Origin of the sequence: Nostoc sp. DedQUE12b, from assembly GCF_034530835.1 — a bacterium.
Classification (GTDB): Bacteria; Cyanobacteriota; Cyanobacteriia; order Cyanobacteriales; family Nostocaceae; genus Nostoc.
Genome location: NZ_JAVRCI010000072.1, coordinates 3,864 through 22,610, shown reverse-complemented (window position 1 = coordinate 22,610; position 18,747 = coordinate 3,864). Strand labels below are relative to the sequence as shown.

At 41.6% G+C, this 18,747-nt stretch carries 16 protein-coding genes; 9 read left to right on the top strand and 7 right to left on the bottom strand.

The window, feature by feature from the left end; all coding sequences use genetic code 11:
- The first annotated feature begins 441 nt into the window (after nucleotides 1-441).
- The 4 genes from RMY16_RS26045 (at nucleotide 442) to RMY16_RS26030 (ending at nucleotide 5,585) form a co-directional block, all read left to right on the top strand.
- Nucleotides 442-882, top strand: coding sequence for an Rrf2 family transcriptional regulator (locus RMY16_RS26045; RefSeq protein WP_322664725.1), 441 nt, complete (start codon nucleotides 442-444; stop codon nucleotides 880-882).
- 57 nt (nucleotides 883-939) lie between these two features.
- On the top strand, nucleotides 940-1,911 hold the full coding sequence (gene cbiB, locus RMY16_RS26040; protein WP_322738786.1) for an adenosylcobinamide-phosphate synthase CbiB: 972 nt from the start codon (nucleotides 940-942) through the stop codon (nucleotides 1,909-1,911).
- Nucleotides 1,912-2,000: 89 nt separating this feature from the next.
- Complete coding sequence (gene pyrR / locus RMY16_RS26035) at nucleotides 2,001-2,537, top strand: bifunctional pyr operon transcriptional regulator/uracil phosphoribosyltransferase PyrR (RefSeq protein WP_322696375.1); 537 nt, start codon at nucleotides 2,001-2,003, stop codon at nucleotides 2,535-2,537.
- A gap of 465 nt (nucleotides 2,538-3,002) precedes the next feature.
- A complete protein-coding gene (locus RMY16_RS26030) occupies nucleotides 3,003-5,585 on the top strand; it encodes a GAF domain-containing protein (RefSeq protein WP_322738785.1) in 2,583 nt (860 codons plus the stop codon).
- Nucleotides 5,586-5,631: 46 nt separating this feature from the next.
- On the opposite strand, the gene purN is transcribed toward RMY16_RS26030, so the two are convergent.
- A complete protein-coding gene (purN, locus tag RMY16_RS26025) occupies nucleotides 5,632-6,294 on the bottom strand; it encodes a phosphoribosylglycinamide formyltransferase (protein WP_322738784.1) in 663 nt (220 codons plus the stop codon).
- Nucleotides 6,295-6,318: 24 nt separating this feature from the next.
- On the opposite strand from purN, the gene RMY16_RS26020 reads away from it, so the two are divergent.
- Nucleotides 6,319-7,200, top strand: a complete 882-nt coding sequence (locus tag RMY16_RS26020) for a sugar ABC transporter permease (RefSeq protein WP_322738783.1) — start codon at nucleotides 6,319-6,321, stop codon at nucleotides 7,198-7,200.
- A gap of 153 nt (nucleotides 7,201-7,353) precedes the next feature.
- On the opposite strand, the gene RMY16_RS26015 is transcribed toward RMY16_RS26020, so the two are convergent.
- A complete protein-coding gene (locus RMY16_RS26015) occupies nucleotides 7,354-7,920 on the bottom strand; it encodes a thermonuclease family protein (RefSeq protein WP_322738782.1) in 567 nt (188 codons plus the stop codon).
- 182 nt (nucleotides 7,921-8,102) lie between these two features.
- On the opposite strand from RMY16_RS26015, the gene RMY16_RS26010 reads away from it, so the two are divergent.
- Together RMY16_RS26010 and RMY16_RS26005 are read left to right on the top strand one after the other, a co-directional pair.
- Nucleotides 8,103-8,846 carry a ferritin-like domain-containing protein gene (locus tag RMY16_RS26010; RefSeq protein ID WP_322738781.1) on the top strand — a complete coding sequence of 248 codons (744 nt, stop codon included), beginning with the start codon at nucleotides 8,103-8,105 and terminating at the stop codon, nucleotides 8,844-8,846.
- Between the two features lie 632 nt (nucleotides 8,847-9,478).
- Nucleotides 9,479-9,820, top strand: a complete 342-nt coding sequence (locus tag RMY16_RS26005) for a helix-turn-helix domain-containing protein (protein ID WP_322738780.1) — start codon at nucleotides 9,479-9,481, stop codon at nucleotides 9,818-9,820.
- Between the two features lie 211 nt (nucleotides 9,821-10,031).
- Here RMY16_RS26005 and RMY16_RS26000 read toward each other — a convergent pair whose 3' ends face one another.
- The 3 genes from RMY16_RS26000 to RMY16_RS25990 form a co-directional block, all read right to left on the bottom strand.
- Nucleotides 10,032-10,427: a salt stress protein, Slr1339 family gene (locus RMY16_RS26000; RefSeq protein WP_322664650.1), complete on the bottom strand. Its 396-nt coding sequence runs from the start codon at nucleotides 10,425-10,427 to the stop codon at nucleotides 10,032-10,034.
- A 27-nt stretch (nucleotides 10,428-10,454) separates the two neighbouring features.
- Nucleotides 10,455-11,060: a VWA domain-containing protein gene (locus tag RMY16_RS25995; RefSeq protein ID WP_322664652.1), complete on the bottom strand. Its 606-nt coding sequence runs from the start codon at nucleotides 11,058-11,060 to the stop codon at nucleotides 10,455-10,457.
- Nucleotides 11,061-11,210: 150 nt separating this feature from the next.
- The gene (locus RMY16_RS25990; RefSeq protein WP_322738779.1) at nucleotides 11,211-11,816 is read right to left on the bottom strand and encodes a VWA domain-containing protein; all 606 of its coding nucleotides are present in this window, start codon (nucleotides 11,814-11,816) and stop codon (nucleotides 11,211-11,213) included.
- Nucleotides 11,817-12,576: 760 nt separating this feature from the next.
- On the opposite strand from RMY16_RS25990, the gene RMY16_RS25985 reads away from it, so the two are divergent.
- Complete coding sequence (locus RMY16_RS25985) at nucleotides 12,577-15,255, top strand: PAS domain S-box protein (protein ID WP_322738778.1); 2,679 nt, start codon at nucleotides 12,577-12,579, stop codon at nucleotides 15,253-15,255.
- Between the two features lie 12 nt (nucleotides 15,256-15,267).
- Here RMY16_RS25985 and obgE read toward each other — a convergent pair whose 3' ends face one another.
- Entirely contained in the window at nucleotides 15,268-16,296 is a 1,029-nt protein-coding gene (gene obgE / locus RMY16_RS25980) for a GTPase ObgE (protein WP_322664660.1), read from the bottom strand.
- A 207-nt stretch (nucleotides 16,297-16,503) separates the two neighbouring features.
- Between obgE and aroA the strand changes: the two genes are divergently transcribed.
- Nucleotides 16,504-17,784 carry a 3-phosphoshikimate 1-carboxyvinyltransferase gene (gene aroA, locus RMY16_RS25975; RefSeq protein ID WP_322738777.1) on the top strand — a complete coding sequence of 427 codons (1,281 nt, stop codon included), beginning with the start codon at nucleotides 16,504-16,506 and terminating at the stop codon, nucleotides 17,782-17,784.
- Nucleotides 17,785-17,905: 121 nt separating this feature from the next.
- Here aroA and RMY16_RS25970 read toward each other — a convergent pair whose 3' ends face one another.
- Entirely contained in the window at nucleotides 17,906-18,568 is a 663-nt protein-coding gene (locus RMY16_RS25970) for a class I SAM-dependent methyltransferase (protein ID WP_322738793.1), read from the bottom strand.
- Between the last annotated feature and the right edge of the window lie 179 nt (nucleotides 18,569-18,747).

The window sequence follows — 18,747 nt, the reverse complement described above, 5'->3', positions numbered from 1 at the left end:
AGTGTTTGAATCGATTTTATTTTAGCTGAGGTTGAGCTAACAGGAACATAATCCTTTAGTTTTTATCTCAACCTAGCCAAGTATATTACACTCAGATGCACAATTGTTATGCCATTACCAATATTGCCAAGACAATCTATTTTAGAGAATGCTGGCAATGCTGATAACTATATATATAGTTTGTAAATTACTGGTAGACTATATAAGTTTTAAGTTTTCTAAACTAACGCCCTAAATTTTGTCTATTTCTTAAGGATGAGAACTGAGTCACAGAATGATAAGCAAAACTGATCCCTAGTCATTGGTGATTGGTAATTAGTCATTGGTTATTTAGAAATGACAAACTAAAGAAGTCTAAGAGTGGGAAGGCGACATCAGAATTTCTTTTAAGGGTGATGCAGTGCCAATGAAGACAAAGGAAAAACAACAAAGCTTGCCAAAATGAAATTAACTACCAGAGGACACTATAGTGTAAAGGCGTTGCTAGATTTGAGTCTACAGCCAAGATATGGGCCTGCATCTGTGAGAGCGATCGCAAAACGCCAAGATATCCCAGCTCCTTACCTCGAAAAACTACTAATAGAAATGCGTCGTGCGTCAATAGTTAAATCAATTCGTGGTAGCATCGGCGGATATCAATTGGCAAGAGAGCCTGCACAAATATCTATAGGAGAAATTTTAGAAGCTGTTGGCGAGACTAGCCATTTACCTCATCACACCCCAGCACCTACACAAGCTGAAGATTGGGTAACGTTTAGCCTCTGGCAGAGACTCAACCAAAAGCTCAAAGAAGCTTTATACAATATTACTCTGGCAGACCTTTATTACGATGCTCGGAGTCGGCAAGCTTCCCTTGGAGAAGAAGCTAGTTTTGTGGTTTAGTCAAGAGTCAATAGTCAAAATATTAACCCTTGACTTTTAACCCAAGACTCGCGACTTATGACTAATAATATCTATATCTTAATAATTGCAGCATTTTTAGATTACTTAATTGGCGATCCTTGGGATTGGCCTCATCCAGTGCAACTTATGGGGTGGGTAATTTCTCGGCTGACCAAATTTTTTCTCCAATTGTGTCAAAATTCTCTAACACAACGCCTAGCTGGAATTGTACTAGGTATTATCTTAATAATTGGTAGCGGTCTTGTTGGCTTTTTGATGATTCAAATTGCCAAATGGGTTCATCCATTCTTAGGAATTGCAATAGATAGCATTCTTTTGGCTAGTTGTTTTGCTGGCAAAAGTTTGCGAGTAGCTGCGGAGGCTGTTTTACAACCTTTAACAGTCGGAGATTTAGAGAAGGCTCGAAAGATTTTAAGTAATTATGTTGGTCGAGATACTCAAAACCTCTCACAAGCAGAAATTTACCGAGCCGTTTTAGAAACGGTTGCAGAAAATGCCACTGATGGGGTAATGGCTCCGTTTTTTTATGCAATTGTTGGTGTCTTTATACCAGTTGTGGGGCCAACTCCCTTGGCTTTAGCATATAAAGCCAGCAGTACCCTTGATTCAATGGTGGGCTATCGAGAAGCACCCTATACTTATTTAGGATGGTTCTGTGCGCGCTTAGAAGATTATTTGACTTGGCTACCTTGTCGGTTAACAGTCGTGACTCTGGCGCTGCTATCGGGTAAGCCGATGCATATTTGGCAAATTTGTCGTCGGGATGCAATTAAAGATCCTAGTCCCAATTCTGGTTGGAGTGAATGCGCCTATGCTGCATTTTTAGGTGTGCAGATGGGGGGTACAAATTGGTATCGGGGGGTAGCTAAGTACAAACCACTGCTAGGAGATGCTATTTATGCCATTACTGCAACTTCTATTCAAAATGCTTTACAGCTGACTCGATATTGTTTTTTGCTATGGTTAGGGATAGCGATCGCAATATTCTTAATGCTCCCAAATAGGTAATGATAAATATAAAGTTATGAATTAGGAGTTAGGAGTTAAGAATAAAAACTCCTAACTCTTAACTCATCACTCCTAACTTATCACTCGCTATGTCTGCCAAAGTAGTTGAAATTCTCTCATCCGAAGAAATCCGTCGTACCTTAACTCGCCTTGCTTCTCAAATTGTCGAAAGGACGCGTGATTTATCTCAACTGGTGCTTCTTGGTATTTATACCAGAGGTGCGTTATTAGCTGAATTATTAGCGCGTCAAATTGAGACACTCGAAGGTGTAGCAGTCTCAGTCGGAGCTTTGGACATTACATTTTATCGAGATGACCTCGACAAAATTGGATTGCGGACTCCAACAAAAAGCGAAATTCCTTTTGACCTTACTGGGAAAACTGTTGTACTCGTGGATGATGTGATTTTCAAAGGACGGACGATTCGCGCTGCTTTGAACGCAGTCAACGATTACGGTAGACCAGAGGTGATACGTTTAGCTGTGTTAGTAGATAGGGGCCATCGAGAATTACCAATTCATCCAGATTTTATTGGCAAGAAGTTGCCTACAGCTAAAGAAGAAATTGTCAAAGTTTACCTACAAAATTCTGATGGACGAGATGCAGTAGAGTTGATTGCAGATTAGGCTGTGGACGCAGGGGAGCAGAGGAGCAGGGGGCAGAGGAGCAGGGAGCAGGAAGTACCAACTTTTTGTGTCGATGCATGAATTTTGCATGTCCCTTATGTACTTGAAAAATCATGTCAGTAATCAAACGGACATGAGATTACGGGTAAGGGTAACTGTGAAAACAAGTCTGTAAAACCTTGTTAAAAAATAAAGATTGTTTGGCTGCCTTGCCAGAAAACCACAACTCCTAATGAGAAAATAAGACATCCCAACCAAGCGATCGCCATCTGATTGTTAACAAGCCTGTTTATTAGACCCAATTTTTTTGATTTGAAAGGCAATTAAAGCGCTATGGGACATAACCTAGAACATTAGTGCCTCAAAATACTCCTACAAGCCAGTCCTTGTTTTATAAGTTTTATGTAGAATTTGATGGTGAGGTTATTTACTTGATTCTCAATTGCAGCAATCCAGGTTTTCTTTATGAGTCAGTCTTTTTCTCAAAGCCAAACAAGACAAAATCGTCAACAGAGACTCTGGCAACAAAAATGGAGTTTAAAAACTAAAGCAATAGTTTGGGCACTAAGTATAAGTGTCCTTCCTGTGGTTGCAATTGGAACAGCTACTTATAAATATGGCATTAATTTAATTAACACACAAACTTCGCAAGTAAGACTTGAGAATGAACAAAGTTCAACAGAAACTGAACTTGCTCTAGAAAGACAATTGTCACTCTTGTTAACTGGTATGGGAGTGACAGCAATTTTAACAGGTGCGATCGCTGTTTTTGTGACGAATCGAGTTATGAGTCGAGTCAGCAACGTTGCTGCAATTTCTAATAATATTAAAAAGAAGCTACGTCCAGACAGTGAGTTTACTCAAGTCTTCATCGCTAGCCAAGACGAATTAGTGATGTTAGAAAGAAACATCACCTTATTCACAGACCTGCTTTCGGTTTTGGTACAGGAGAAAGAAGCCGAAGCTGATTACTCCCAACTATTAATCAAAATTACCCGTTGGGTTCGAGAATCATTCAATCAAGAAGATGTTCTCAAAACTACCTCAGAAGAAATTCGTAAAGCTTTAAGCATCGATCGCGTCACCATCTTTTGCTTCGACTCCAGCTATAATGGAACCTTTATAGCCGAATCAGTAGCACCTGGTTTACCGAAAATATTAGGGGTTACAGTCTCTGAGGCTGGATTTGAGGCAGGGTATATAGAAAAATATCAGAATGGTAGCATCCATGCTATTGATAATATCCATCAAGGCGATCTCAGTGATGGTGATATTGAGTTGCTCGAGCAATTTGCTGTCAAATCTAATTTAGTAGCACCGATTCTCAAAGGCAAACAGCTATTCGGTTTATTGATTGCACATCAATGTTCTAGACTTCGCTTTTGGCAACAATCTGAGATTGATTTGTTCTCTCAGATAGCCATGCAAGTAGGATTTGCCCTTGATTACGCCAACCTTCTACAACAAGTAGATACCAAGGCAGATAACGCTCAGGTATTTATAGAAATTACCCGCAGCATTCGCCAATCGCTCAACGAAGAAGATGTCCTCAAAACGACGGTGGAAGAGGCTCGTAAAGCTCTGAGTACTGACCGAGTGCTGGTTTATAGCTTTGACGCTAATTGGTCTGGAATTATAATTGCCGAATCAGTGGTTCCAGGTTATCCCAAAGTTTTGCGGTCTGAAATTCAAGACATCTGTTTCGGTCAGGGTTATGTAGAAAAGTATCAGTCTGGTCGCGTTGTAGCCACAAACAACATTTATGAAGCTGGTTTGGCTGACTGCCATATTAACTTACTCGAATCCTTTGCTGTCAAAGCAAATCTGGTCGCCCCCATTCTCAAAGATGAACAATTATTTGGCTTATTAATTGCACATCAATGTTCCAGACCCCGTGATTGGCAACAATCTGAGATTGATTTATTTGCCCAGATAGCGATGCAAGTCGGGTTTGCTCTCGACCACGCAAGACTGCTGCAACGCATCGAGGCTGAGGGTGTGCAAAGTCAGTTATTAGCAGATACTATCGGCATCATTCGCCAATCACTCAACGAAGAGGATGTCCTCAAAACCACTGTGGAAGAAGTTCGCAAAGCTCTAAGTACCGACCGAGTGATGGTTTATAGCTTTGATGCTGATTGGTCTGGAACAGTGATTGCTGAATCAGTTGTTCTCACTTACCCAAAAGTTTTGCGAGCTGAAATCCAAGACCCATGTTTCGGTCAAGGCTATGTAGAAGAGTATCAGTCTGGTCGCGTTCTGGCAATCAACAACATTTATGAAGCTGGTTTGGCTGACTGCCATATTAACTTGCTCGAATCCTTTGGTGTGAAAGCAAATCTGGTCGCCCCCATTATTAAAGATAAAGAGCTATTTGGCTTGTTAATTGCACATCAATGCTCCAAACCCCGTGATTGGCAACAAACTGAGATTGATTTATTTGGCCAGATGGCGATGCAAGTAGGATTTGCTCTTGACCATGCAAGACTCCTGCAAAGAATTGAAGCTGAAAGGATGCGAAGTCAGTTACTAGTGGATATTATCCGCAGCATTCGCCAATCTCTCAAGGAAGAGGATATCATTAAAACTGCTGTGGAAGAGGTTCGCAAAGCACTGAGTACTGACCGAGTGCTGGTTTATAGCTTTTACGCTAATTGGTTTGGAATTATTATTGCTGAATCAGTGCTTCCGGGTTATCCCAAAGTTTTGCGGTCTAAAATTCACGACCCTTGTTTTACTGAAAGCTATGTAGAAAAGTACCAATCTGGTGATGTTGTCGCAATCAACAACATTTATGAGTCTAATTTGGCTGATTGTCACATTAACCTGCTCGCATCTTTTGGTGTGAAAGCAAATTTAGTAGCACCAATTATTAAAGATGAGCAGCTATTTGGCTTATTAATTGCACACCAATGTTCTGAACCCCGTGATTGGCAACAATCTGAGATTGATTTATTTGCCCAAATAGCCATGCAAGTAGGATTTACTCTTGATCATGCTAGGCTTTTGCAAGCGTATCAAGCTGCTGAAGCTAACTCTGATGAATAGTAAGGGCGCGCAGCTAGCTGTGCGCCACTACTTGATATATGTATTTTTACGACAAGCTTAGTGTAACTTTTGACGAAGAAGCTGCCAGAGCGATCGCTAATGGTAAAATTCGATGTTCTTGAATTTGAATCCTGGCGTGGAGTGTTTCTGCTGTATCATCCGGCAGTACCGGTACTGCGGCTTGCATTAATATTGGGCCGCTATCCATTTCTAAGCAAGCTATATGCACTGTACAACCAGTAATTTTTACCCCAGATGCTAAGGCTTGTTCTACAGCATGGATTCCTTTGAAACTAGGTAACAAACTAGGATGGATATTGATAATCTTCTCAGGAAAAGCATCAATAAAAACTGACGTTAATAGTCGCATCCACCCTGCTAAAATTACCCATTCTACATCGTAGTGCCGCAATGTCTGCACAATCTTTTCGTCAAACTCTTCTCGGTTTTGATAGTTGCGGTGATTTAATAAAACAGTTTCTACACCTCTCTTAGCTGCTCTGACGGCTGCTTTCGCTGAGGGGTTATTGTAAATTAAAACTTGAATTTGGGCATTTAGCCGCCCATCTTCGATAGCTTGGGCAACTACATCAAAATTGCTGCCATTCCCAGAAGCCATAATTCCCAGCTTTAAAGGGGCGAATTGTTGGGAATTATCGCTAATGTTGGGAGAAATTAAGCTCAGGGTAGAATCAAGGCGGAGAGTCATAACAGCTAAAAGGGTTAATTATAGATGCCAAAAATATATACTAAGTCGTGGTTGGATAATGATACAGTAGCCGCGTGGATTTTTCTCACACCAGCATTAATTTTGCTGGGTGTTTTTATCATTTGGCCGATTGCCTATTTGTTCTATCTCAGTTTCACTGCTGGTAGTTTCACCTTAAAAGGTATTTATTGGATAGGCTTAAAAAACTATTGGCGTTTGCTACTCAACCCCGACTTCTTGCAAGTTTTGGGTAACACCTTCTATTTTACTGTTGCCACCATCATTCCCAGTTTAGTTATCTCCTTGGGATTGGCAGTACTACTAAACCGTTCCATTCCCTTGCGGGGCATCCTGCGGAGTGCCTATTTTCTACCTTCAATTATCTCACTTGTGGCAGCCGGTTTGGGATTTCGCTGGCTGTTTCAAACATCAGGCCCTGTTAACGGACTTTTAAATTTTTTTGGTATTTCAGAAATACCCTGGCTAGGAGACACATTTTGGGCAATGCCAGTAATTATTTTAATGAGTATTTGGAAACAACTGGGTTTCAATATGGTGGTTTTTTTAGCAGGGTTGCAAGCAATTCCTCCCAGTCGTTATGAAGCAGCAGACTTAGATGGAGCAAATGCTTGGCAACAATTTTGGTATATTACTTTGCCCGGATTGCGCCCGACTATGATATTTGCAATTATTACTACCGCAATTTTTACATTGCGGAGTTTTGAGCAAGTTTTTGTGATGACTGGCGGTGGACCACTAAATTCGACTAATCTGCTGGTTTACTATATTTACCAAGAGGCTTTTGGTCAGTTTGATTTTGGTTATGCAGCAGCAGGAGCGACTGTATTATTAGCAGTGGCGCTGGTACTAGTTTATTTGCAACTGCAAACTTGGGGAGAGGATTAGGGGAGGCAGGGGGGCAGGGGAGCAGAGGAGGCAGGGGGGCAGGGGAGCAGAGGAGGCAGGGGAGCAGGGGAGCAGGGGAGCAGAGGAGGCAGGGGAGCAGGGGGGAATTTTGGGAGTTGCTAAATTATCGCGCAAATATGCAATGCCGAGTTTTTACTTCTTATATAGGCTGCGATATTCCCAAGGATTTACAAATTTAGTATCGCTCCAAACGCCGAGCCGTTGTTCCTTCGCTTTAGTTTCGGCTTGCTGAACTAAGTCTTTACTAGGACACTTGTTTAAATAGGGACGATACACTTTTGCTAGACCTTCTTGCAACAATACCTGTTGCACAAAAGTGCCATTTTTTAAACGGACTTCGGCAATTTTACGCCCATAGCGATCGCTATCGGTGATATTCAAAGTTACGCGATCGCCTCCTTGTTGTACCAGTTGTTGCACCCGTTCTTGGGCTTTGACACCCCAAGTAAATTGATTGCGATCGCTAATACGTTTACTCTGCTTTTCTTTGTTAGTATGAGCTATCTCTGGTGCATCTACACAAGCAAAACGGACTGTAAGATTTTTGCCGTTGGTGTCTTTTACTACTAAAGTATCGCCATCACTGACTCGCTCAACCGGTTCTCCAGAAGTACCGATAAAACGATCGCAGCCCATCAAATTTAAAATTATGATCGTTGCACAAAGCCAAAATCGCATTAGTTTAATTAATTTCTCCATCCAAATTTACCTACCTCTGTGGGATGATATTAACAAAATACAAAGATATATTTGTTAACTGTTGGCATATCGTTCTACAGGCAATTCAAAATTCCAAATCGTAAGACCCTCTGGCGGCAACCGATAGAAAATGCGAATTAGTATAAGAATTGTAACCTTCCAATTGTCAGCGGGAATTTTTGATGAACTTCTTGACTAACCTTCTGCATCTAGCTGGTTCAAGTGTCTTTGCCTATTACTCTGCTGCTCAAATTCGTGACTCTAAAACCCGCCCCAACATCCTTGCAGGGTTTCAGTTGGCCGAATCTGGCTCTGTGCCATTTTTATCTGCACTTAGCGATCGCGCCGCTGCTGAAGGCGATACATGGCTAGCCGAAAAACTAGCAAAACATGCTTCAGATGAAACTAGGCATGGTCAAATTTTTGCCCACGCCTTACAACAGCTGAATAAACAAGTTATAGATTTCAAGCGTCAACCCCCAACTACATCCACAAAAAAATCACAACAGCGTAGTCCCTTTTTCGCAGCATTCTATGAAGGTTACACTCAAGAACAGCTAAAACCAGCTGTCATTGACTGGGATATGTTTATGGCTAGCACATACATTCTGGAGTTAGATGCTAGTAAAGACTTTGCGCGAATGGCAAAAGTATTACCTGATAACGAGTCAACCGCTCGTAACTTGAAGTTAGGAATGCTAAGTATTGCCCAAGATGAAACTGGACATGCTGCTTATCTCTACGAAGCGATGCTGCGCCGGATGTCTGCAACTAAAGTGCAAAATCTCGTAGATATGTGGCGAACCCGCAAAGTGAACGCCTTGTTGGCAATGGTTGGCGGTATCCTCCAGCGTAACGGTGAAACGCGATCGCTAGTCCAGGATAGTGCGCCGTCGGAAATCGATTCTGAGTTGGTAGCTACGTAATTATAGATATCTTGAGTATCTAACGATCAACTATCCCTGGCTCAAACTTTCGTTAGCCAGGGGTTTCTTAACCTGAGATTTTTGTTGCTGTATACTATTAGTTTATCGGCGTATTTTGATAGAGATTGAGACTCATTATCTAAAGCTTCTCAGACATCCTCTAAGAGCGATCGCAAGTAATGTAATGACGTTAAATAAGATTTATCACGTAATTTTTCAATATAGCAGGTAGTTCTTCCTTGCTTATTTCATGCGTAACTATCTGTACCGTTAATTTTTCAGCTTCTTCCTCTGTTATTTCAATTTCATAATCATTCGCTATTTGTGCTTGAAATGTTGAGATTTTTTCTTGTATGAGCATGAAGCGTGGAGAGATTACCTTGTCTGGAAGGCTCTACTTGATTGGATAGGTATCTATCCAATTATAAAACAAGCGATCGCACTTTGCTGATTACTATTACAGTAATCAGCAACATCTGCCTCCATCTGACTGCAAAAGACAGCAAGTATCTATTCTATTGTCATATTCCCGGAGCTGCTAAACTAATTATGGAAGACCTAAAATAAGTAATAATCAGATAACTAGCGGTACACCCAGCAAACCTGAGTCAGGTTATTCCTACAAAAAAACTATGAAAGCTGAAGCAGAAAACCATTTCCGGCTGACTTGTGAAGTAGAAACTACCCTAAAAGTGATTGGTGGACGCTGGAAAGTTTTGATTATTAGAGAATTAATGACTGGTGTAAAACGGTTTGGTGATCTGCAACGAGCTTTACCTGGAGTTACCCAAAAAATGCTAACTCAGCAACTCAGAGAAATGGAGGAAGATGGAATTATTCATCGAGAAGTTTATCCCCAAATCCCACCCAAGGTAGAATATTCGCTGACACCTTTAGGAGAAACTTTGCAACCAATTCTCTATGCTATGCACGACTGGGCTGTGCAACATTTAGCTCAAACAAATCATCATTAATATTGATTATAAATAATAATTGCTGATTTTTAAGACAACTGTAATCTTACGGCTTGCCTAACTTACAATTTGAGGTTTTCGGTGCGTTAAGCTAATGCGGTAACACACTTTACACTATATTTTAATTATTCGGACTTACTTAACTTAAATAATAATTGCTAATTTTCAATTCAAGCAAGCACATTGATAAGCAGGATATTGAATTTTTAATTCATTCATTGCTTTTTAAATATTCAATTGCTGCCTCTAATTTTGACGGGTAACTTTCCGCAAACCTTTCAAACCAAAGTCCTTCAGACGAAAGTGGATCTACTTTGGTTAACCATTCTTTCGCCTGCACTTTTAAACCTTCTAGTTGTTTAGCTTTGATTTTTTCTTGTTGAATTCGTTCCTGTTCTAGTTCTTGCTGTTTTTTTAATTCAATAGCAGCATCCTCTTCGGCAAAATCAGCTTTAACTTCTGCCAAAAGATTATCTATCAAAGATGCCGACTTTGGCGATGATGAAATAAACGATTTGACTGTGGCTGATGTTGACTGCTGCTGTTGTGGTTGTACTTCTTTACATTCAGTTTGTAGTTCAGCTAATAGCTTATCAATGGAATCCATTTTTGCAATTCCTAATAAATAGTATAGCTAGTCATTAATAGCATTGAGTAGCACTTCCGATAAACTCAAATCTTCCATATCTTCCATAGTAATGGTGTCACAGATATCAAACTTAGCACCAGCACTTTGGAGTTCATCATCTAAGACTTTGAGAAAGCGGGTAGCTTGTTGATCTGTACCAACTTGAATAAAAGAAATGGCTAATTCTTCATCTCTATCGATGCGGCGAGAAGTTTCAATAATTACCCTCATGACTGCTTTGCGATCGTCTGGCTCACCATCAGTAACCACTAAAATTGTTTCACCATTTGACTTGGTTTGACCGGCTGCTTTGCGTTGAAGGTAATCATCAGTTGCATGTTTCAACACGCTTGCCAAGTCAGTTGTACCAGAAGGATCGTTCTCTCGAAAAATTTGTGATACCTTGTTGGATGTGACGTTTTCGTATCGTTTAAATTTACCAGAAAATACATATATAGTGATGCCATCTGGGTCAAATTGCTCACACTTACTAGCTAAAGCTAAAGTAGATTCCTGAGCTGCAACCCATCTAGTTCTACCACCCTTTTGATCTTGGGTTGCCATACTACCGCTTTTGTCGATAATCAAGGTATAGTCACGATTTTCTAGCATTATTCAATTCTCCAATCAAGAATTAACAGTTACTGAACTATTGCTGATCGCCAAACATACAGCAGATTTAAAGTTGGTGAGGTACACAAGGTAAGCCTGCTACCCAAGTATAAAGCGTGTTTTACTCCTGAATTCTGAATTCTGGTATATTTAGTCAGTTATTGCGTTCGTCAATACATCTACAAGACTCATTTCTTCTAAGTCGTCTAAAGTGACTGTATCGCAAATATCAAATTTAGCACCAACACTTTGCAACTGGTCATCCAAAGCCTTGAGGAACTTAGTTGCTTGGGCATCTGAACCTACTTGAATGATCGAAATTGCTAATTCTTCATCACGTTCCATCTGACGAGTCGCATGGATGATGACTTCAAACACAGCTTTGCGATCGTCTGGTTCACCATCGGTGATGACTAAAATTGTCTCTCCGTTTGGCTTGGTTTTACCGGCTGCTTTGCGTTGAAAGTAGTTATTGAGGGCATCTTGGAGTACACTTGCTAAGTTTGTTGTGCCAGCAGGGTCATTTTCGAGAAATATCTGGCCGACTTTGGCTGAGGTGACATCATCGTAGCGTTTAAATCTCCCAGAAAACACGTAAACGGTGATGCCATCGGGGTCAAACTGTTCGGCCTTTCTGGCCAAAGCCAGAGTAGACTCTTGAGCGATTTCCCATCTACTTCTACCACCCACTTGGTCGGGTGTGGACATACTGCCGCTTTTGTCAATGATTAAGGTATAGTCGCGATCGCTCATCATAATATTCCTCTGATGTTACCCTGTGGTTCTAGTCTAGTCTACGAATTTGACGATACAGTAAGCATTTTAAGGTTTCGTATCAATACCGCTATGCTTTATCCTCATATTGGGCGATCGCAAGTGGCGCTCACACTACCCAAATGCTACTCATTTGACTGCCCACTGGAGACTAAATTACAACAAGTGTGACAAAAAAGGAATTTTGACTCTATCAGGTATTGCACAGAGATAGACGTAATAAACCTGCAAGATGCCTACTTTAGGTTATAGGTTCCAACTGTGGAGGCTCTTTAAACTTCAAGCTGCTTATCTAAGCCTGAAGGCAAGCGTCTCCACCATGAACTAAATAGACTCTTTACCAAAAGTCTCCCACGCTTTGTCTCTCAATAAACTAGGGTCTGTCTCTAACAAAGACATCAAGTCTTTGAAACGTTTATGCTGTGCTAACCATTTTTTACAAACTTCTTTAGTAAGCTGTATCTCTTCTTGTGTCAAAACTTCATCAGCCTTCTGTAGCGCTAAAGATCAATTATGGTATTCAAAAAAGCCGCGCCACAATTAATAAATGCGTTGGCGTAGCTGGCCACAGGCATCGCTAAACCTAACCTCATCTCTTTGTTCTCCCAGAGAACACAATCCTCTCAATCCCCAATTCCCTGTTGCATCCGTAGTGATTCTGGGAATAATAAATACTACTCATGGTGACACATAGGGAGCTAAAAAAAAGCTGTTTAGCTTCATTTTAGAGATAAATTTGGGTATGAACGATTCTAGATACTTAGATAACCCCGCGCAAAAAAACACACAACAGCAAAACTTCTCCCCAGCATTTCTGCATCAAATAATTAATGGCATCTCTGACCCAATTTTTGTCAAAGACCGTCAACATCGTTGGGTATTACTGAACGATCGCTACTGTGATTTTGTTGGTCATAGCCGAGAAGAATTAATTGGCAAGTCAGACTATGATTTTTTTCCGCAAGTAGAAGCTGATGTGTTCCGGAAAATAGATGAACTGGTTTTCACGACAAATATTACTAATGAGAACCAGCATCTCTTTACTGATGCTCAGGGTATAACCCATCTCATCTCTACAAAAAAGTCTTGCTTTCAGGATGACACTGGTAATCAATTTTTGGTCGGTAGTATTCGAGACATCATTTTACAGAATGAAGTTGGGAAAGTTCAAGATGTGACTGGCAGAGTTACCGATACGACCGATCTTAGGGAAACCCTAAAAGAACTTAAAGTAGTTGAAGAAGAACTGCGCCAACAAAACGAAGAATTAGCGATCGCTCGTGAAACAGCTGAAATAAAACATCGGCGTTACCGGGATTTATTCGATCTCGCCCCAGATGCTTACTTGGTGACGGATTTAGCCGGGATCATCAAAGAGGCTAACTATATAGCCGCAGCCTTACTATCTGTGAGACAAAAATTTTTGGTAGGTAAACCATTCATCCTGTTTATCGCTGAATCAGGCCGCCAAACCTTTACGAACCAATTGGCAAATTTACAGCAAGTGCAGGATTGGGAAATCGAGCTACAGCCACGAAGAAGTACAGCCTTTCCTGCTCGGATCAAAATGGTTGCTATGTATAATTCACAGGGTCAGCAGGTCGGCTGGCGTTGGTTGCTTCATGACATCAGCGAACAGCAAGCTACGCTGCACAATCGCCAGCAAGCAGAGAAAGACCTACACCGCCTTAATGCTGTACTCCAAGCTCAACAAGAAGCTTCCATCGACGGAATTCTGATTATTGATGAAAATCTTACAGTTACATCATCAAATCAGAAATTCTCCCAGTTATGGCAAATTCCTGTGGCACTAATCCAAAAAGGGGACGATCGCCAACTCGTGCAATGGGTACTAGACAAATTAGTAAATCCAGACGAATTTATGGCTAAGGTGGATTATCTTTACCAGCATCCAGAGGAAAGCAGCCGTGATGAAATTTTCCTCAAATCTGGAAAGATTTTTGAGCGCTATTCTGCACCCGTGCGTAAACAGCAAGAGGCAGACGATGAAATATCACCTTTAGGAGATTACTACGGTAGGATTTGGTATTTTCGGGACATTACCGAATACAAGCAAGCAGAGGCAGAACTCAGGACTTCACAGCAAAGACTGGCATTGCTGATTGAACAAACACCTTTAGCCATTATTGAATGGAATACCAACTTTGAGATTCAGACATGGAATCGGGCAGCAGAAAGAATCTTTGGATACACCGCAGAGGAAATGCTAGGGAATAGTTTTGAGATCGTAGTACCTGAAAATGCCAGAAAGCACGTCAATGAGATTATCACTGCCTTGTTAACAGAACAAGGAGGAAGTTTTAGCGTCAACGAGAACATCACTAAAGATGGCAGAACGATGGTCTGTGAGTGGTATAACAACTCGTTAGTCGCTCCTGATGGCCAGGTGATTGGCGTTGCCTCAATGGTGTTAGATATCACAGAACGCAAACAAGCCAAGGAAGCCCTGCTAAAGTCGGAAGCGCAACTCAGACAACAAGCCGAAGAACTTAAAGTTGCACTCTACGAACTTCAACACACCCAAACTCACTTAATTCAAACTGAAAAGATGTCTAGTTTGGGTCAACTAGTTGCTGGAGTGGCACACGAAATCAACAACCCAGTCAATTTTATCTATGGCAACCTCACTCCTGCCAAAGAATACACCCAAGATTTACTTTCACTTTTGCAACTTTACCAAAATAATTATCCTGAACCTGTGCTAGAAATTCAGGATTTTGCAGAACGAATCGAACTAGACTTTTTGAAATCAGATTTCCCACAAATAATCAGCTCAATGAAAGTTGGGGCAGACCGCATTCGCGATATTGTGCTTTCTTTGCGAACGTTTTCGCGTTTGGATGAAGCCGAAATGAAAGCTGTTGATATCCATGAGGGAATCGACAGTACTCTGATGATTTTGCAAAACCGCCTCAAGGGCAATAACCAACGCCCGACAATTGAAATAATCAAAGAATACGGTAAACTACCGCTGGTTGAATGTTACGCAGGGCAGCTAAATCAAGTATTCATGAATATTTTGTCAAATGCGATCGATGCACTTGAAGAGTCATTTGTCATTTGTCATTTGTCATTAGGAAACAACTCTAAACAAAGGACAAATTACAAAGCACTAATGACTTCTCCGACAATTTGCATTCGCACCCAACTACAGCAGCCAAATCAGGTAACAATTAGAATTACCGACAATGGATTGGGAATACCAGAAGATGTTAAAAAACAACTATTTGACCCCTTCTTTACTACCAAACCCATTGGTCAAGGTACGGGAATGGGTCTTGCCATTAGCTATCAAATCATTACAGAAAAACATGGCGGTTCTTTAGAATGTCTTTCGCAGCCAGGACAAGGCGCTGAGTTTGTGATTAAAATTCCCCTGATTCAGCATCCGTCAACATAATTTGTCATTTCGTCAGCTAAATACCTCCACTTCTTCAGGAACCTTCATTTGGTCAAGAATTCCCCAAATTTCCTGTAACATCGGCTCTAACCCGGTACGAGTAACTGCTGAAATCACAAAAACCGGGGCGTAGGAGAGATGATTAAGTTGGGTGGCTAACGCCTCCAAATCCACAGTTTCCCGATCGACTGCATCAATTTTGTTCAGCGCTAAAACTTGGGGACGTTCTGCTAAACCCCGTCCATAAGCTTGTAATTCTTCCTTAATTGTGTTGTAATCCCTAACCACATCATCGCTAGTGGCATCAATCAAGTGAAGTAACACTCGTGTGCGCTCGATATGGCGTAAGAAGTCGTGTCCTAGCCCTGCACCGTGAGATGCTCCCTCAATCAGTCCGGGAATGTCGGCGAAAACAGTACCATCGCCAGTGGGTTTCCGCACTACACCCAAATTTGGAATGAGGGTAGTAAAAGGGTAATCTGCAATTTTCGGACGTGCAGCAGATAAAGATGAAATTAAAGTGGATTTACCAGCATTTGGTAAGCCAATAATTCCCACTTCTGCCAAAAGTTTTAACTCTAGGCGCAGCTGCTTTATTTCTCCTGGTAATCCTGGGAGAGCATATTCTGGGGCGCGGTTACGGTTACTCAAGAAATGCTGATTTCCCAGTCCGCCTTTACCACCTTGGGCAATCAGCAAAGTCTGTTTAGGTTCAATTAAATCCCCTAGCAGTTCGCCAGTCTCAGCATCATAAATGGTTGTACCGCAGGGAACTTCGATAATTAAATCCTTTCCTGCTGCCCCAGTGCAGTTATTTGGCCCGCCACGAGTACCCTTTTCTGCCTGAAAGCGATGGTTGTATCTGAAGTCCAACAAAGTTTGTAGGTTTTCTTCGGCAACGAAAAATACCGAACCACCTCTTCCCCCATTACCACCAGAGGGGCCGCCAGTCGGCACGTACTTCTCTCGCCGGAAGGCGACAATACCATCGCCGCCCTTACCAGCTTCAACTTCAATTTTTGCTTGATCGATAAATTGCATTTTTCTACAGTCCTGTTAGCGGATAGCTAGGGTTTAACCCGTGCTGAATTATGAGTTGCGAGTTATATGGGAGTTATAAATTATAAGTTTTAAAATCTCATTTCTCACTCTTTACTTGTAACTCACACTCCCTCCTCCCCTGCCCCTTTTGCTCAAGATATGGGAATATTATAAAGTTGTAGCTAACCGCCTACGTAGAGGTTTAAAGTGGATACCATTGCAATTCCTGCTCTAAATCGGCCAGTGGATGCCACGGTAGAAATTCCTGGTTCTAAAAGTCTTACCAATCGGGCATTGCTTGTCGCAGCTTTGGCGCAAGGTGACTCAATTTTAGAAAATGCCTTATTTAGTGAAGACAGCGAGTATTTTGCCAAATGTTTAGAGCAATTGAGTATTCCCATAACTCTGAATTCTAATCTGGCTCAGATTCAGGTTGCAGGAAAGGGAGGCGACATCCCAGCTAAACAGGCAGATTTATTTGTGGGTTTGGCAGGTACAGCAGCACGATTTATCTCGGCGCTGGTAGCATTAGGGAATGGCGAATATCGCCTAGATGGCGTTCCTCGGATGCGAGAACGGCCGATGGGCGACTTGTTGACGGTGCTGCAAACGGGTGGAGCAACCATTAACTTTGAGGGAAACTCAGGGTTTATGCCCTACACCGTCTATAGTCGGCAATTCGCTGGCGGCAATTTTCGGGTGAAAGCCAACCAAACAAGTCAGCAACTTTCGGCATTGTTGATGATTGCGCCTTATGCTCAACAAGACACAATTGTTGAGATTGAAGGTACGTTGGTTTCTCAGTCTTACGTCAAAATGACCTGTCGTCTGATGGCAGATTTTGGCGTGGAGGTGATTCAAATCGGCGATAATAAGTTTCAGATTAAAGCAGGTCAACGTTACCAAGCTCGACATTACACAGTAGAACCCGATGCGTCAAATGCCTCTTACTTTTTTGCCGCCGCCGCTGTCACGGGTGGACGAGTGCGCGTCAAACATTTGACCAAACAATCCTGTCAGGGTGATATTCTGTGGCTGAACGTTTTAGAACAGATGGGTTGCCAAATTAAAGATTCGGATGATTACACGGAAGTGACGGGGCCGAAGCAATTGCAAGGCATAGATATTGATATGAATGATATATCGGATCTAGTGCAAACATTAGGAGCGATCGCACCCTTTGCTAGTTCCCCGATTACGATTCGTAATGTAGAACATATTCGATATAAGGAAACCGACCGAATTAAAGCTGTTGTCACAGAGTTGCGTCGGTTAGGAGTTAAGGTTGAAGAATTTGCAGATAGCCTGAAAATAGAGCCTAGTCCTATTACTCCGGCGGCAATTGAAACCTATCACGATCATCGGATGGCAATGGCTTTTGCTGTCACTGGCTTGAAGGTTCCAGGGATTGTAATTAAAGATCCTGGTTGTACAGCGAAGACTTTCCCAGATTACTTTACCCGATTTTTCCAAATGTTAGAGCAATAAGAGCTATTTTCGTTAAATGTATACCAATTCAATTAATGATTGCAACACATTCTTGGGTTAAGACGCGATGAATCGCGTCTTTACAAATGGTCTATTTGTCGCATTGTTTTTTTAATTGGTATTACTTTTTCAATGCCAGAGTTAAGCCATCTGCGATCGCTAGTACACTAAGACTAACTCGCTGGTCTTGATGCAGTTTTTGATTAAAGGCACGAATTCTTTTAGTTCTATTATCTTGTACTTGCGGGTCGGCAACCCTACCTGACCAGAGGACATTATCGATCGCAATCAATCCCCCCGGACGCACTAATTGCAGCGATCGCTCATAATAGCCATCATAGTTGCTCTTATCTGCATCGATGAAAGCAAAATCAAAAGTTTCTGCTTCTTTGGTTGCGAGTAGTCGATCCAAAGTCTGCAAAGCTGGGGCAATGTGCAGTTGAATTTTATCCGCCACACCTGCTTGTTGCCAATAGCGCCGAGCGATCGTTGTAAATTCTTCACTAATATCACAGGCTACCACCTTACCGTCACTAGGTAACGCTAATGCCACCACCAGGGAACTATAACCTGTAAATACCCCAATTTCCAAAGTTTTCTTAGCTCCCAGCAATTGCACTAGCAATGCTAAAAACTGCCCTTGTTCGGGAGCAATCTGCATTCTCCCAATTGGATACTGGGCTGTTTCTTGTCTCAGTTGAGTTAAAATTTCTGGTTCTCGCAGAGAGATTGACAGTAAATAGTCATATAGGTTTTGTTCGAGTCCTAATGTTTTAGTTGTCATGGGCATTGGGCATGGAGAATAGGAAACGAGTCTTTGATATTCGTGAATGAGTCTTTTATACTCGTGAATGAGTCTTTTATACTCGTGAATGAGTATTTTATACTCGCGGACGAGTCTTTGATATTCGTGAATGAGTCTTTGATATTCGTGAATGAGTCTTTTATACTCGTGAATGAGTC